A 14,246-nucleotide genomic window follows, 5' to 3' on the forward strand; every position below is an offset into this window, starting at 1 on the left:
AGGCAGAGACAACCTTACAGAACTTCTCGCCAAGAATCTAATCGAGGGCGGACGCGCCGGAATGGCCCGTATTTCAGGCCTCGCCGAGGATCCGACCGGCCAGTTTCGCCTCGAACTTCTCGGCCTGCTCAGCCGTGATTTGGTTGAGCTCCACCGCGCGCTGCAAATCCGCGTGCACACCGTCCATGCGCGAGGCCGCATCCGGCACCGGGCTCAGGACGATCGACGCCGCCACGGTCACCGCAGCCACGGCACTTGCCGCGGCGGCCGCTGCCGTACCGATTGACCCAGCTGCCGCGGATGCGGATTTGGTGACGTACTGGACGGCCTTGTGGCTCATGCTTACCTCCGGGGTGTGCTCTTCCAACTGGTACAACTCTTAAACATCCACCTCGGTTCCAACCAAGCATGTGCTGTGAGCGAACTGTGAAACGCATCCACGGCCCCATCACGGCCCTTCCGTACTAGGCTGGATGGCAGACAAACCGCCCTTACCGGGCCCCCAACCTAAGGAGAGTCATGGCAGGCGAATCAACATTCGACGTCGTCAGCAAGGTAGACAAGCAAGAGGTCGCCAATGCGCTCAACCAGTCGCAGAAGGAAATCGCACAGCGGTACGACTTCAAGGGCGTCGGCGCAGAGATCGACTTCAGCGGCGAAAAGATCCTCATGAAGGCCAACTCGGAGGATCGCGTCCTCGCCGTCCTGGACGTCTTCCAGTCCAAGCTCATCAAGCGGGGCATCTCATTGAAGTCCCTGGACCAGGGCGAGCCCTACCCCTCCGGCAAGGAATTCCGGCTGGAGTGCAGCATCAAGGAGGGCATCGCGCAGGACATCGCCAAGAAGATCAACAAGATCATCCGCGACGAAGCACCCAAGTCCGTCAAGTCCCAGATCCAGGGCGACGAACTCCGCGTCACATCCAAGTCCCGTGACGACCTGCAGGAAACCATGAACATCCTCAAGAAGTTCGAAGAGGCAGACCTGCAGTTCGTGAACTTCCGCAGTTAGGCTGCCTTGGCTGCAATGCCAGCGTCATGAAAGCCGGGGTGCGGCGCCTGCCAAAGGCGCGGCACCCCGGCTTTTTACTGCCCCCACTACATCGAGTGTCGTAATGGGCTCGCCTATTAGGGCACAAACTTTTTGCGTAATCGTCCAGTGGCAGTATTCTTCTTCCTTAGGCAAGCCTAAGTGTGGCTCCCCTGAGTGAAAGAAACCCACATGACCGCCAACTTCCTGATCGGCCTTCGCGAAGGCCTTGAGGCATCGCTCGTCGTGGTCCTCCTGATGGCCTACCTCATCAAGACCGGCAGGAAGTCCCTGCTCCCCCGGCTCTGGGCCGGCGTCGGGCTGGCCATTGCCATCTCCCTCGCCTTCGGTGCCCTGCTTACGTTCGGGCCACGAGGCCTCACCTTCGAGGCCCAGGAAGCGATCGGCGGAGGGCTGTCCATTGTTGCCGTGGGCCTCGTGACCTGGATGGTCTTCTGGATGGCGCGCACTGCACGCAACCTCGGAAGCGACCTCAGGTCCCACGTGGACAAAGCAGCCGACGGCGCCGCCTGGGGCCTTGCGCTGGTTGCAGCACTGGCCGTGGGCCGCGAAGGACTGGAGACCGCACTCTTCATCTGGGCGGCAGCCCAAGCCACCGGAGAAACCACCTTCCCCCTTCTTGGTGCCCTGCTCGGCCTCCTGACGGCTGCCGGGCTTGGATACCTGCTGCACCGCGGCGTCCTCAAAGTGAACCTGGGGCGATTCTTCACCTGGACGGGCGTTGGGCTCATCATCATCGCCGCCGGCGTCCTGGCCTATGGCATCCACGATCTCCAGGAGGCCGGCATCATGCCCGGCCTGCATAGCTTGGCCTTCGACGTCTCAGCCGCCGTCCCGCCGTCGTCCTGGTACGGGACCTTGCTGAAGGGCACGCTGAACTTCTCCCCGGCCACCACTTGGCTGGAAGCAGCAGCCTGGCTGCTGTATGTCATTCCGGTCCTGTTCCTATACATCCGGGCCAACCGTTCCCATCCTCCGGCGGCAAAAGCGAAGACTTCAGTCCCGAACCCGGCAGTCGCCGTTCAACCGTAAGAACCCGTTCAACCGTAAGAACCCGTTCAACCGTAAGAACCCGCGGCCTCAAACACGCCGCCCCAACTCGCGCGCGGCCCTTGCACAACGCGCCTTCCCCCAACGCAAAGGACCCCCATGCCTGGCAAGTTCCTGTCCAACCCCACGTCCCCCAAGCTCCGCAGGACCCTCGCCGTCATCGGTGCGGCCGCAGCGGTCCCCATGGTTCTGGTGGGCTGCACCGACAATACGAAAACCACCGTTGCAACAGATGGGCCCATCCAAGTCAGCAGCACGGCCAACGAATGCAAGGTCTCCACAAGCACGGCGCCCAGCGGCAACCTGACGTTTGCCGTGAAGAACGACGGTACTGAGGTCACCGAGTTCTACCTGCTGGCCGAGGACGGTTTGCGGATCATCGGTGAAGTGGAGAATATCGGACCCGGAATTACCCGGAACCTGGTGGTCACAGCTCCTGCCGGCAAGTACAACACCGCTTGCAAGCCGGGCATGCAGGGCGATGGCATCCGGGCCTCATTTGAGGTCACTGAATCCGGAAACAAGCCAAGCGCAGACGCTGACTTCCAAAAGCTCCTTGCGACGGGCTCCCAGCAGTACTCCGCGTACGTCAAGGACCAAACGGAGCAACTCGTCACGGGCACCAAGGCCTTTGCAGACGCCTTCGCAGCCGGCGACGCCGCCAAGGCACGCGAACTGTATGCCGCAACCCGAATGCACTGGGAACGGATCGAGCCCGTAGCCGAGTCGTTTGGCGATCTCGATCCCAAGCTGGACGCACGCGAGGCCGATCTCGAGCCAGGCCAGGAATGGACTGGCTGGCACCGCGCAGAGAAGGACTTGTTCCCGCCTGCGGACTACACGGCCATGACCGCAGCCGAACGTGGCGCGCTTTCCACTCAGCTGGTTGCAGACACCGCGGACCTCGCAACGCGTACCCGCACGGTGGAATTGACTGCGGACAAGCTGGGCAACGGTGCCAAGGAACTCCTCGACGAGGTTGCTACCGGCAAGGTGACGGGTGAGGAAGAGATCTGGTCCCACACCGACCTCTGGGATTTCCAGGCCAACGTGGATGGCGCCCGCATCGCCTTCGAGAGCTTGAAGCCGGCGTTGGAGCAAAAGGACGCCGAGCTCGCCAAGTCCTTGGACGCGAAGTTCGCAGCCCTCCAGGCCGAGCTCAAGAAGCACGCCAAGGGCGATGGCTTCTCCTACTACAACGAGCTGAGCCAGGATCAGATCCAGCAACTCGCCGCGCTGGTCGATTCCTTGGGCGAACCACTGTCCAAGCTCACCTCGGCCGTCGTGCTGTGAGCGGCTGCCCCTACGGGCACACCGGCGAGGCCCCCGAAGCTCCAGCTGCCGGACAGCCAGTGAATGTGAACGATGCCGCCCGCCCAGGCGAGGCGACCGGCGTCGTACGTTCCCCGGCGACGCCCGACGGCGGCCCGACAACTGCCGCTGATACCTCCCGGCTGTCCCGCCGGGGTCTTCTTTCCCTTGCCGGAGTGGGCGGCGCCGGCGCAGTCGCCGGGCTCGCCGCAGGTTTCCTGGGCCATGACCTGGTAACGGCTGGCGCTGCAGCGGCTGCGGAATCCGATGCAGGGAATGCCACTGTTCCCTTTTTCGGCGAGCATCAGGCTGGCATCACCACACCGGCCCAGGACCGCCTTCACATGGCTGCCTTCGACGTCACCACGGAGGACCGGAAAGAGCTGATCAAGCTCCTGAAGGACTGGACTGCTGCTGCCGAGGCCATGACAGAAGGACGCACCACGGGTGCCACTGGCGCAGTCGATGGCCCCTACGACGCACCGCCGGAAGACACCGGTGAGGCGCTGGACCTGGCCGCCGCACAGTTGACGCTGACCTTCGGTTTCGGTGCAGGGCTGTTCGAGAAGAATGGCAAGGTGCGCTTCGGCTTGGATGGACGAAGGCCCGCAGCCCTGATCGACCTCCCGCATTTCCCGGGTGACGACCTTCAACCTGGGCGCACCGGTGGGGACATCGTGGTCCAGGCATGCGCAGACGACCCCCAAGTAGCCGTCCACGCTATCCGCAACCTGGCCCGCATCGGCTTTGGAAAGGTTCGGGTCCGCTGGTCCCAGTTGGGCTTTGGCCGGACCTCGTCCACGTCCCGGGCGCAGGTGACGCCCCGCAACCTATTCGGCTTCAAGGATGGCACCAACAATCTCAAAGTTGAGGACAAGGCCCTCCTCGATGAGCATGTGTGGGTAGGTTCCGGAGGTTCATCGAATGAGCAGTGGATGAGCGGCGGAAGTTACCTTGTGGCGCGCAGGATCCAAATGCACATCGAGATCTGGGACCGGACGTCCCTGCGCGAGCAGGAAGGACTGATCGGCAGGACCAAGGGCGTTGGCGCCCCGCTATCTGGTGGCGAGGAGTTCACCGCACCCGATTTCAAGCTCGCGGGCCGCAACGGTGATCCTCTCATCCCCCTGGACTCGCACGTCCGGCTGGCTCATCCGGACCAGAACGGGGGTGTACGGATCCTGCGCCGTGGCTACAACTTCACCGACGGCTCGGACGGACTCGGGCACCTGGACGCGGGGCTGTTCTTCATCGCGTTCGTCAAGGATCCCCGGACCCATTACGTTCCCATGCAGATGGCGCTGGCCAAGGGCGATACGTTGTCCGTGGAATACCTCAAACACACAGGTTCGGGACTGTTTGCCGTGCCTCCGGGCGTCCAGCAGGGTGGCTTTATTGGCGAGGGATTGTTCGCTTAGGCTGATTCCCTATTGCGCTGATTCCTTGTTGCGTCGGAAACCCGCTATTCCGTTGTTGGCCAACCACGGAATAGCGGGTTCACGACGTTTTTGGGAATTAGGAAAGCGGGCGGCCAGCCATCCGCTCAAGCCTGGTGATCCGTTCCTTCATGGGCGGGTGGGTAGAGAACAGGCGCCGCATCCCGCCACCGCGGAACGGATTCGCGATCATGAGGTGAGAGGTATTCACCAACCTTTGATCCTGTGGAAGAGGAAGCTGGGATACACCCGACTCGATCTTGCGCAGAGCTGAAGCGAGCGCCAACGGATCGCCGGTCAGCTCCGCGCCGTCCTCGTCGGCGTCGTACTCACGGGTGCGGGAGATCGCCATCTGGATCAGCGAGGCCGCGAACGGTGCCAGCAATGCCATGGCGATCATTGCGATCGGGTTGGCGTTGCGCCGGTCCCCGCCGCCGAAGAACAACAGCATCTGCCCCACGGACGTGATCACGCCGGCAACGGCGGCCGCCACGGACGATGTCAGGATGTCACGGTTGTACACGTGCATGAGCTCATGGCCCAGGACACCCCGCAGTTCGCGGGCATCAAGGACGTGCAGGATTCCCTCCGTACAGCAGACCGCGGCATTCTTGGGACTGCGGCCTGTAGCGAAAGCGTTGGGCGTCATGGTGGGCGAGAGGTAGATCCGCGGCATGGGCTTGTTGGCGCGAACGGAAAGCTCCCGGACAATCTGGTACAACTGCGGGGCCTGCGCTTCGGTAACCGGATATGCAGCCATGGAGCGGATGGCGATCTTGTCGCTGTTCCAGTATCCGTAGGCGGTGGTGGCTACCCCGATCAGGGCAAAGATCCAGATGGGCGTGTTGCTGCGCGTTCCGGCCCCGATAATGGCGCCCAAACCCAACAGCACCGCCCACAGCACACCGAAGAGTGCCGCGGTCTTGAGTCCATTGTTGTGTTTGTGCACGGTTGTTCTTTCACTTTCATTGGCTCTATCAGAGGTCTTGTACGGATTAACGCCGACGGCGGTCGCCGTGTTCCGTAGCTGCCGCACCTTGAGCTGGAATTGGCACTGCCCGCTGCCTGCCCGTTGGTTATGGCACCGGATGCTTCGCATCGTACGCGACGAAGCCCGGCTGCAGGCAGGAGGCCAGCCAGGCCAACACGATGCATGCGATCCCGCCAATGAGCAGCACTCCGCCTTCGCTGAGGAATTGTGTGACACCGCCGGCCAGCATGTCCCCCACTCGAGGACCTCCTGCCACCACCACAATGAACACGCCTTGCAGCCTTCCGCGCAGGTGATCCGGCGTGGCGGACTGCAGGATTGTGGTGCGGAAGACCGCGCTGACAGAGTCGGAGATCCCAGCCAGCGCACAGCACAGGGCAGCAGGAAGGAGCCATGGCGTGACGCCCTCGCGGCCGGAATCTCCAGCCAGCAACACCACCAGGCCAAAGCCTGCAATCGAGGCACCCCACCCGACTACGGACCACACCACTGCGCTGCCCTGCCGCCTCACCCTGCCGAGGGGACCCGAAAACAGTCCGGCCAGAAAGGCGCCCACGGCGGTGGATGCCAGCAGCAGACCCACCGTCGTCTCTCCGCCTCCAATCATGACCGCCCCAATTGCAGGCATCAGGGCGCGGGGTTGGGCGCAGATCATGGCAATGAGGTCAATGATGAAAGTCATGCGGACATTGGGTCGCGTGCCAAGGAACCGGAAGCCCTCCACAACGGACCGGAGCCCGGGCCGAACGGCATCCTTGGACGGTGGCAACGGCGGGAGTTTGGCAAGGCCCCACAGGGCAAAAGTGAAGCTGACGACATCGATCGTGTAGGTCCAACCGAAACCGATCGTGGCCACCAGGACACCGGCCAGCAGTGGCCCGGCAGTCATGGACAGGCCGAACGTCAGCATGCTCAAAGCGTTCGCCGCGGGGAGCAGGTCCTTGCGGACCAGGAGCGGAATGATGGCGCTGCGGGCCGGACCGTTGATGCCCTGTGCGCCACTTTGGATGGCTACCAACACGTAAAGTATCCACACGTTGCCGATTTCCAGCCAGGCCTGCAGGGCCAGGCCCGCGGTGGTGGCCCATAGCACCAGCGATGCGATCAGGGCTACTTTGCGGCGGTCATAGGCGTCCGAAACCGAGCCACCGTACAGTCCTGCGATCACCAGGGGCACCAGCGCAAAGATGCCCAGGAGGCCTACGTAGAAGCTCTCCTGTGTCAGGCGGTAGACCTCCAGGCTGACGGCCACCAACGTGAGCTGGGTGCCAATGGCAGCCACCGAGGCTCCGAGCCAAAGCCGCCGGAAGGCCGGACTCTCCTTGAGCGGGGTGATGTCTGCCAGTAGTTTCGCCACCCAGCCACCCTAACCACCCCGGGGACGTCGTTGCCCGCAAGGCTTCCGTGGTGCGTCTCCCGCCGTAACGCGCTGGTTGGTAGGCTCACCCGGGGGAAGGAGTCCACATGGTCTTGTCGCGACGATTGCTGTTCCGCTCGGTCATCTGGGAAATTGCCAGGCCGCGTCACCCGCTGACTGCCGGGCACATTCTGATCCGCCTCTCGGACCCGTCCACGGAATTTACGGAATCCTCGGCGGCTGATTGGTTGTTCTGCCACAACCTCGCGCGGGTTGCGTTGGACAACGTCCTGGGCGCGAAGAGGTGCGCCGTGATGTTCGCCCACCGATGGCACCCTTTGGGTTCGGCCATCGGCGAGCCGGTGGCTGAGTCTTCGACGCCAACGTTCCACCTTTTCGGGCGTTGGGAGGCGGAAACCACGACGCCGGGACGCCAGCTGAGGTTGCCGGCCCACCATCGCGTTGCGGTGCCTGAGGACAGCCTGGACATCGTCGATGCACGGATCCGGGAATCACTGCGGGTTGCTTCGGCCGGTATCCCGAAAGCACCCACTGGGCAGGTGGGATCCGCACCTGAGGCGGCGTCCGGCGTCGTACCCGCGCAGGTGCCGCTTCCGCTGGTTGCGACAATTGACGCAGCCCGCCACCACCGCGTGATCGAGCCTGCCAGTGGGGCGGCTTCGATTTCCCAGGTCCTTCCCGGAGAACTCGTCGCTGTAGGTGCCGCATTGGGTGCGCTGCCGCTGGCCAGTGGACTCAGTGGTTTTAGCTGCGTGGCCGTGGAAGGCGGGAACCTGGACCCACGCCTCCGCATCCACGCGGTAGGTCGGTCTGCTGCGGAAGAAGCCAATCCGATGGTGGAGGTACTTAATTTGCCCGAAGTTAGCCTCGCCTTATTGTGAACTGATCAAAATAAGTGTTTCAATAAGTGCATGACCGATCACACAGCCGACCAGCAAGCATGGGCCTCTGCGCTGCATGCCCACGGCAGGCGCGTGACAAAACAGCGGCTGGCAGTGCTTGCCGCGGTCCAGCACCATCCGCACTCCCCTGCAGAAGGCATCCTTGCCGCTGCCCGCAAAGAGCTTCCTGAACTGACAGCGCAGTCCGTTTATGTAGTGCTAAGCGACCTCACGGATTTGCAGATGCTGCGCCGCTTTGAACCCCCGCACTCCCCGGCGCTCTATGAAACCCGGGTAGGCGATAACCACCACCACGCCGTCTGCATCAGTTGCGGTCGAGTGGAAGACGTGGACTGCGCCGTGGGTCACGCACCGTGCCTCACCCCGCACTGGGATGAAAATTCCAAGCCAATGACTATCCAGATCGCAGACGTCCTGTATCAAGGCATCTGCCAGGACTGCCAGGCAAAACAACAGCTCCCCGAACCAACGTCCGTAACTCAAAAATAAGAACAAGGAGAACAATGACTGCTATTTCGACAACCCAGTCAGGTGCCCCCGTTACTTCCGACGCGCACTCCAAGTCCGTCGGCGCCGACGGTGCCATCATCCTGACCGACCACTACCTGGTGGAAAAGCTTGCCCAGTTCAACCGCGAGCGGGTCCCGGAGCGTGTAGTGCACGCCAAGGGTGGCGGCGCTTTCGGTACGTTCAAGACCACCTCGGACGTCTCGGCCTACACCAAGGCCGCGTTCCTGCAGCCGGGCGTCGAGACGGACATGCTGATCCGTTTCTCCTCCGTTGCCGGCGAGAATGGTTCTCCTGACACGTGGCGCGACCCCCGCGGTTTCGCCGTGAAGTTCTACACCTCCGAGGGCAACTACGACCTCGTGGGCAACAACACCCCGGTGTTCTTCATCCGCGACGGCATCAAGTTCCCGGACTTCATCCACTCCCAGAAGCGCCTCCCGGGTACCCACCTGCGTGACGCTGACATGCAGTGGGACTTCTGGACCCTCTCCCCCGAGTCCGCACACCAGGTCACCTGGCTCATGGGCGACCGTGGCCTCCCGGCTTCCTGGCGCGAAATGCAGGGCTACGGCTCGCACACCTACCAGTGGATCAACGCCGCTGGTGAGCGCTTCTGGGTCAAGTACCACTTCAAGTCCAACCAGGGCGTCAAGACCATCACGGGCGACCAGGCTGAGCAGCTGGCAGGCTCGGATGCAGACTTCTACATCCGCGACCTCTCCGAGAACATCGAAGCCGGCAACTTCCCCTCCTGGGAACTGCACGTCCAGGTCATGCCGTACGAAGATGCCAAGACCTACCGCTTCAACCCGTTCGACCTCACCAAGGTTTGGCCGCACGCGGACTACCCGCTGATCCACGTGGGCACCATGGAGCTGAACAAGAACCCGGAGAACTACTTCGCGCAGATCGAGCAGGCCACCTTCGCGCCGTCGAACTTCGTACCGGGTATCGCCGCCTCGCCGGACAAGATGCTGCAGGCCCGCATCTTCTCCTACGCCGATGCACACCGCTACCGCGTGGGTACCAACCACGCCCAGATCCCGGTGAACCAGCCCAAGAACCAGGTCAACAACTACAGCCAGGACGGCGCCGGACGTTACCTGTTCAACGCCCCCACCACCCCGGTCTACGCACCGAACTCCGTTGGTGGCCCGGCTGCTGTTGAGCCGGCTTCCCCGGCCGGCGGCTGGGAGAACGACGGCGAGCTCACGCTTTCCGCACACACCCTCCACTCCGAGGACAGCGACTTCGGCCAGGCCGGTACCTTGTACCGCGAGGTCTACGACGACGCCGCCAAGGCACGCCTGCTGGACACCATCACCGGTGCCGTTGGCGGCGTGAAGAGCGCCGACATCAAGGAACGCGCCATCCAGTACTGGACCAACGTTGACGCCGAACTCGGCGCCAAGCTGCGCGCCAACCTCGGTGCCGGCCAGACCTCCTCCGACGCCGAAGCAGCCAACAAGCTCTAAGGTTCTGAGTAGCAAAGAATTGCCGGGAACACCCCGCTGCGGATCTCCGCGGCGGGGTGTTCTTTCTTGTTTTCCACATAGGCGGGCCGGGCTCTGGCTGCGCTGGTGCCGTGGTCCATAGGATCCTTCCATGAGCACATTCGAAGGAATTCCGTCCGCAGCTTTCCGTTTCTATGAGGAACTGGAAGAGCACAACAACCGCGAGTGGTGGTTGGAGCACAAAGACATTTACGACGCCGCCGTCAAGGAGCCGCTGGTGGCCCTCCTTTCGGAGCTGGAGCCTGAGTTCGGGCCTGCGAAAATCTTCAGGCCGAACAGGGACATCAGGTTCTCCCAGGACAAGTCGCCCTACAAAACGGCCCAGGGGGCCTTCGCAGCGTCACAGGAAGGCCTCGGGTTCTACCTCCAAGTCAGTGCCGATGGTCTCTTGATCGGTGGCGGCTGCCATTCATATACTCCCCCGCAATTGGCACGCTTCCGCGCCGCTGTGGACGCTCCTGACAGCGGAGGGGAATTGCAGCAGATTGTGGACTCAGTTGCCGCAGCGGGTTTCGCCATCCAAGGCGAGAAGCTCAAGACCGTTCCGCGGGGCTTCGACAAAGATCACCCACGCGCCGAGCTCCTGAAGCACAAGTCCTTGTCTGCAGGGGTTGAGGTTGGTGAGCCTGAATGGCTCTCCACACCATCAGCAAAGCAGGAGATCGCTGATCGCTGGGAAGTGTTGAGGCCCTTGGTGGACTGGGTTGGGAAGCATGCAGCGCCATAAGCGATGATCGCTTTCACCGGGTAGCGCCCCCTGCCTTAAACCGACGCCCTCGGAATGCCAAAAAGCGCCCGGGAAGCAATGTTCCCGAGCGCTTTCAGTGGTGATTCAAGCCAGCTGTCTGACAAGCAGCTGGGATTGGTTTAGACCTTGGTGAAGGAGTCCTCGTCCTCGTCGCCCTTGATCGCCGCGGTTGCGGGGCCGCCGTTGACAGCTGCCTTGGCTGAGGCGAACTTCTCGTTGAGCCGCGAGTGGCGCTGCCCGTAGGAGAAGTAGATGACCATGCCGATGACCAGCCAGATCGCGAAGAAGATCCAGGTCTCGACTGCCAGGTTGGTCATGAGGTAGATGCACAGGATCGCGGACACCCAGGGCAGGACTTTGCCGAACGGCACCCGGAAGGCGGGATTGAGGTCCGGACGCTTCTTGCGCAGGACCAAAATGCCCAGGCTGACCATCACGAAGGCGGACAACGTTCCGATGTTGATCATTTCCTCGAGGAGATCCACGTTGGTCAACCCGGCCACCAGGGCCACTGCTGCACCACAAATGATCTGCAGGCGTGCAGGAGTGGAGCGCTTCGCGCTGGTCTTTGACAGAGACCGCGGCAGCAACCCGTCGCGGCTCATGGCCAACACCACGCGGGAAAGGCCCATGAGCAGCACCATGATCACCGTGGTCAGGCCCACCAGGGACCCGAACGCAATGACCTTGGCGGCATCATTGTTGCCTACGGCCTCGAAAGCCGTGGTCAACGTGGGGTTCTTTTCCTCAGCCAGCTGGGTGTAGGAGACCATGCCGGTCAACGCAAGGGAGACCAGGATGTAGAGCAGCGTCACCACTGCCAGGCCACCGAAGATACCGCGCGGCAGTGTCTTCTGCGGGTTCTTGACCTCCTCCGCGGAGGTTGCAACCACGTCAAAGCCAATGAACGCGAAGAAGACGAGGGCAGCACCAGCGAAGATACCCAAGGTGCCGTACTGGGCAGGAACAGCACCGGTCAGGAAGCCGAAGAAGGACTGCTTCATGACATCAGCGGCACCCGTTCCGGTAGTGGGCTCGGACGCGGGAATGAACGGTGTGTAGTTGGAGAACTTCACATAGCTGAAGCCCACGACGATCACGAACAGCACTACGGCGATCTTGATCAAGGTGAAGATGTTGCCAACGCGGGCGGACAACTTCGTCCCCAGCACCAGCAGCACGGTGAAGATAGCGACAATGAGGAAGGCGCCCCAATAGAGGTCAACGCCGCCCAGGCTGAGCGCTGGCGGGATGTCCAGGCCCATCAGGGCGAAGACTTTGCTGAGGTAGATGCCCCAGTACTTCGCGATTACCGCAGCAGCAGTGAAGAGTTCGAGGATGAGGTTCCATCCAATGATCCACGCGAGTACCTCGCCCATGGTGGCGTATGTAAAAACGTAGGCCGAGCCTGCCACGGGAATTGCGGTGGCGAATTCGGCGTAGCACATGATGGCCAAGGCACACGTGACAGCTGCGATGGCAAAGGAGATGGTGACGGCAGGGCCGGCAAAGTTTGCAGCAGCCTTGGCGCCAACGGAGAAGATACCGGCACCGACAGCGACGGCGACACCCATGATCATCAGGTCCCAGGTACTGAGGCTTCGCTTCAGCTTGCGCCCGGGCTCGTCGGCGTCGGCGATCGACTGCTCGATCGACTTGGTCCTGAAAATGTTCATAAAAATGCCACATTCTGGAGGGGGGTGGTATAGGACTCATCAAGAATAGTGTCCGGTCAGTGGACGACCATATTTATCCCAGATAGTGAGACGGTCCCCGAGTCCACGTTACTGATGTGACTGGTGTGACGGAGGCGAGTAGCCCCCGTCACACCACTAAACCTCCGGAACGTCCCAGTCCATGATGGTGGAGCGGATCAGGAAACGCTTCCCCTCGGGGGACTCTACAGAGAAGCCGCTTCCCCGGCCGGGAACCACGTCGACGGTGAGATAGGTGTGCGACCAGTAAGCGAACTGTTCCCTGGACATCCAGAACTCGAGAGGCTTTGGATCCTGGCCGGGTCCGGTTCCGAAGCCTGCGCTGATATCGAACCTGCCGAGGAGGACATCCGAATCACCGGTGAGAAACTCCCCCGCCGGGTAGCACATGGGGGCGGAGCCGTCGCAGCACCCACCGGATTGGTGAAACATGAGCGGCCCATGCTGCTCCCAGAGTTTGCGCAGCAATTCCACGGATGCTCCGGTGAGCGCCACCCGGGAGAAGTCCTCCCCGGGCAGCGTCACCGAAGCCTCCAGGATGTCCTGGGACATGTTCTGGGACATCAGAACTTCAGAACCACTCGGCCGTCGATCTTGGCGTGCTTCATCTCGTCAAAGACTGCATTGACTTCGGAGAGCTCTCTCGTGGAAACCGTTGGCTTGATTTTGCCCTGCGCATAGAACTCCAGAGCCTCTTCAAGGTCCTGGCGCGTGCCCACAATCGATCCCCGCACGGTGAGTCCCTTCAGGACGATCTCGAAGATCGGGGCCGGGAAGTCACCAGGAGGAAGGCCGTTGAAGACGATTGTTCCGCCGCGCCGGGCCATGCCGATGGCCTGCCCGAAAGCAGAGGGGTGCACCGCCGTGACCAGGACGCCATGGCAGCCGCCGGTTTCGCGCTGGATGACCTCTGCTGGATCCTCATGCAGTGCGTTGACCGTCAGCTCAGCGCCGTGCTCCTTGGCCAACGCCAGCTTGTCGTCGGCAATATCCACGGCCGCCACACGCAGCCCCATGGCCACCGCGTACTGGACGGCAATGTGTCCCAGTCCGCCGATTCCGGAGATGGTGACCCACTGACCCGGCCTGGCTTCGGTCATCTTCAAGCCCTTGTAGACGGTGACTCCGGCGCACAGTACCGGAGCAACCTCCACAGGATCGGAGCCCTCCGGGATGCGCGCTGCAAAACGCGTATCCACCAACATGTACTCGCCGAATGAGCCATCCACGCTGTAGCCACCGTTCTGCTGGGACTCGCACAGGGTCTCCCATCCAGTGCGGCAGTACTGGCAATCTCCGCAGGCAGACCACAGCCAGGCGTTGCCAACAAGGTCCCCGATGGCAACGTCCGTTACCCCCTCGCCAAGGGCCACTACTTCACCCACTCCCTCGTGTCCAGGTACGAACGGAGGTGTAGGTTTGACCGGCCAATCACCCTCGGCCGCGTGCAGGTCGGTATGGCATACCCCCGACGTGATCAGGCGGACCAGCGCTTGGCCGGGACCCGGCGTCGGCCTTTCCACGTCCATGACTTTAAGGTCGGTTCCGAACTCCGTAACTACTGCAGCTTGCATGGTTGTAGACATTGACGATCTCCTTTGATCGATGAACAGGACGGAATTGATCGATGAACAGGACGGA

General features: G+C 62.2%; 14 protein-coding genes. 8 read left to right on the top strand and 6 right to left on the bottom strand.

The window, feature by feature from the left end:
• Positions 1-73 precede the first annotated feature (73 nt).
• Positions 74-340 carry a hypothetical protein gene (locus LDN75_RS18465; protein WP_223934141.1) on the bottom strand — a complete coding sequence of 89 codons (267 nt, stop codon included), beginning with the start codon at positions 338-340 and terminating at the stop codon, positions 74-76.
• A gap of 179 nt (positions 341-519) precedes the next feature.
• On the opposite strand from LDN75_RS18465, the gene LDN75_RS18470 reads away from it, so the two are divergent.
• The 4 genes from LDN75_RS18470 (at position 520) to efeB (ending at position 4,829) form a co-directional block, all read left to right on the top strand.
• The gene (locus LDN75_RS18470) at positions 520-1,011 is read left to right on the top strand and encodes a YajQ family cyclic di-GMP-binding protein (protein ID WP_133202449.1); all 492 of its coding nucleotides are present in this window, start codon (positions 520-522) and stop codon (positions 1,009-1,011) included.
• A 210-nt stretch (positions 1,012-1,221) separates the two neighbouring features.
• The gene (efeU, locus tag LDN75_RS18475) at positions 1,222-2,082 is read left to right on the top strand and encodes an iron uptake transporter permease EfeU (RefSeq protein ID WP_223934143.1); all 861 of its coding nucleotides are present in this window, start codon (positions 1,222-1,224) and stop codon (positions 2,080-2,082) included.
• A gap of 117 nt (positions 2,083-2,199) precedes the next feature.
• Positions 2,200-3,393 carry an iron uptake system protein EfeO gene (efeO, locus tag LDN75_RS18480; RefSeq protein ID WP_223934145.1) on the top strand — a complete coding sequence of 398 codons (1,194 nt, stop codon included), beginning with the start codon at positions 2,200-2,202 and terminating at the stop codon, positions 3,391-3,393.
• 161 nt (positions 3,394-3,554) lie between these two features.
• Positions 3,555-4,829: an iron uptake transporter deferrochelatase/peroxidase subunit gene (efeB, locus tag LDN75_RS18485; protein WP_223937628.1), complete on the top strand. Its 1,275-nt coding sequence runs from the start codon at positions 3,555-3,557 to the stop codon at positions 4,827-4,829.
• A gap of 97 nt (positions 4,830-4,926) precedes the next feature.
• On the opposite strand, the gene htpX is transcribed toward efeB, so the two are convergent.
• The gene (htpX, locus tag LDN75_RS18490; RefSeq protein WP_223934147.1) at positions 4,927-5,796 is read right to left on the bottom strand and encodes a zinc metalloprotease HtpX; all 870 of its coding nucleotides are present in this window, start codon (positions 5,794-5,796) and stop codon (positions 4,927-4,929) included.
• A 127-nt stretch (positions 5,797-5,923) separates the two neighbouring features.
• Positions 5,924-7,195: an MFS transporter gene (locus LDN75_RS18495; RefSeq protein WP_223934149.1), complete on the bottom strand. Its 1,272-nt coding sequence runs from the start codon at positions 7,193-7,195 to the stop codon at positions 5,924-5,926.
• 107 nt (positions 7,196-7,302) lie between these two features.
• Here LDN75_RS18495 and LDN75_RS18500 point away from each other — a divergent pair, with 107 nt between their 5' ends.
• The 4 genes from LDN75_RS18500 to LDN75_RS18515 all read left to right on the top strand — a co-directional run bounded on the left by LDN75_RS18500 (position 7,303) and on the right by LDN75_RS18515 (position 10,869).
• On the top strand, positions 7,303-8,097 hold the full coding sequence (locus LDN75_RS18500; protein ID WP_223934151.1) for a hypothetical protein: 795 nt from the start codon (positions 7,303-7,305) through the stop codon (positions 8,095-8,097).
• 30 nt (positions 8,098-8,127) lie between these two features.
• Entirely contained in the window at positions 8,128-8,607 is a 480-nt protein-coding gene (locus LDN75_RS18505) for a Fur family transcriptional regulator (RefSeq protein ID WP_223934152.1), read from the top strand.
• 14 nt (positions 8,608-8,621) lie between these two features.
• A complete protein-coding gene (locus LDN75_RS18510; protein ID WP_223934154.1) occupies positions 8,622-10,103 on the top strand; it encodes a catalase in 1,482 nt (493 codons plus the stop codon).
• A gap of 130 nt (positions 10,104-10,233) precedes the next feature.
• Positions 10,234-10,869 carry a DUF2461 domain-containing protein gene (locus LDN75_RS18515; protein ID WP_223934156.1) on the top strand — a complete coding sequence of 212 codons (636 nt, stop codon included), beginning with the start codon at positions 10,234-10,236 and terminating at the stop codon, positions 10,867-10,869.
• A 140-nt stretch (positions 10,870-11,009) separates the two neighbouring features.
• Here the strand turns inward: LDN75_RS18515 and LDN75_RS18520 are convergent, their stop codons facing one another.
• The 3 genes from LDN75_RS18520 to adhP all read right to left on the bottom strand — a co-directional run bounded on the left by LDN75_RS18520 (position 11,010) and on the right by adhP (position 14,191).
• The gene (locus LDN75_RS18520) at positions 11,010-12,566 is read right to left on the bottom strand and encodes an amino acid permease (protein ID WP_223934158.1); all 1,557 of its coding nucleotides are present in this window, start codon (positions 12,564-12,566) and stop codon (positions 11,010-11,012) included.
• 156 nt (positions 12,567-12,722) lie between these two features.
• Positions 12,723-13,157: a DUF779 domain-containing protein gene (locus LDN75_RS18525; RefSeq protein WP_223937629.1), complete on the bottom strand. Its 435-nt coding sequence runs from the start codon at positions 13,155-13,157 to the stop codon at positions 12,723-12,725.
• An 11-nt stretch (positions 13,158-13,168) separates the two neighbouring features.
• Positions 13,169-14,191, bottom strand: coding sequence for an alcohol dehydrogenase AdhP (adhP, locus tag LDN75_RS18530; RefSeq protein ID WP_223934160.1), 1,023 nt, complete (start codon positions 14,189-14,191; stop codon positions 13,169-13,171).
• Positions 14,192-14,246 lie beyond the last annotated feature (55 nt).

The sequence above is a fragment of the Arthrobacter sp. StoSoilB5 genome, assembly GCF_019977235.1.
In the GTDB taxonomy this organism is placed as follows: Bacteria; Actinomycetota; Actinomycetes; order Actinomycetales; family Micrococcaceae; genus Arthrobacter.

What these genes read in the sequence shown, in the direction of transcription:
- efeO (WP_223934145.1), top strand. Translation starts at nt 2,200, where the DNA reads ATGCCTGGCAAGTTCCTGTCCAACCCCACGTCCCCCAAGCTCCGCAGG.
- efeU (WP_223934143.1), top strand. Translation starts at nt 1,222, where the DNA reads ATGACCGCCAACTTCCTGATCGGCCTTCGCGAAGGCCTTGAGGCATCG.
- LDN75_RS18520 (WP_223934158.1), bottom strand. Translation starts at nt 12,566, where the DNA reads ATGAACATTTTCAGGACCAAGTCGATCGAGCAGTCGATCGCCGACGCC.
- LDN75_RS18505 (WP_223934152.1), top strand. Translation starts at nt 8,128, where the DNA reads ATGACCGATCACACAGCCGACCAGCAAGCATGGGCCTCTGCGCTGCAT.
- LDN75_RS18465 (WP_223934141.1), bottom strand. Translation starts at nt 340, where the DNA reads ATGAGCCACAAGGCCGTCCAGTACGTCACCAAATCCGCATCCGCGGCA.
- LDN75_RS18515 (WP_223934156.1), top strand. Translation starts at nt 10,234, where the DNA reads ATGAGCACATTCGAAGGAATTCCGTCCGCAGCTTTCCGTTTCTATGAG.
- LDN75_RS18500 (WP_223934151.1), top strand. Translation starts at nt 7,303, where the DNA reads ATGGTCTTGTCGCGACGATTGCTGTTCCGCTCGGTCATCTGGGAAATT.
- LDN75_RS18525 (WP_223937629.1), bottom strand. Translation starts at nt 13,157, where the DNA reads ATGTCCCAGGACATCCTGGAGGCTTCGGTGACGCTGCCCGGGGAGGAC.
- adhP (WP_223934160.1), bottom strand. Translation starts at nt 14,191, where the DNA reads ATGTCTACAACCATGCAAGCTGCAGTAGTTACGGAGTTCGGAACCGAC.
- LDN75_RS18470 (WP_133202449.1), top strand. Translation starts at nt 520, where the DNA reads ATGGCAGGCGAATCAACATTCGACGTCGTCAGCAAGGTAGACAAGCAA.
- LDN75_RS18510 (WP_223934154.1), top strand. Translation starts at nt 8,622, where the DNA reads ATGACTGCTATTTCGACAACCCAGTCAGGTGCCCCCGTTACTTCCGAC.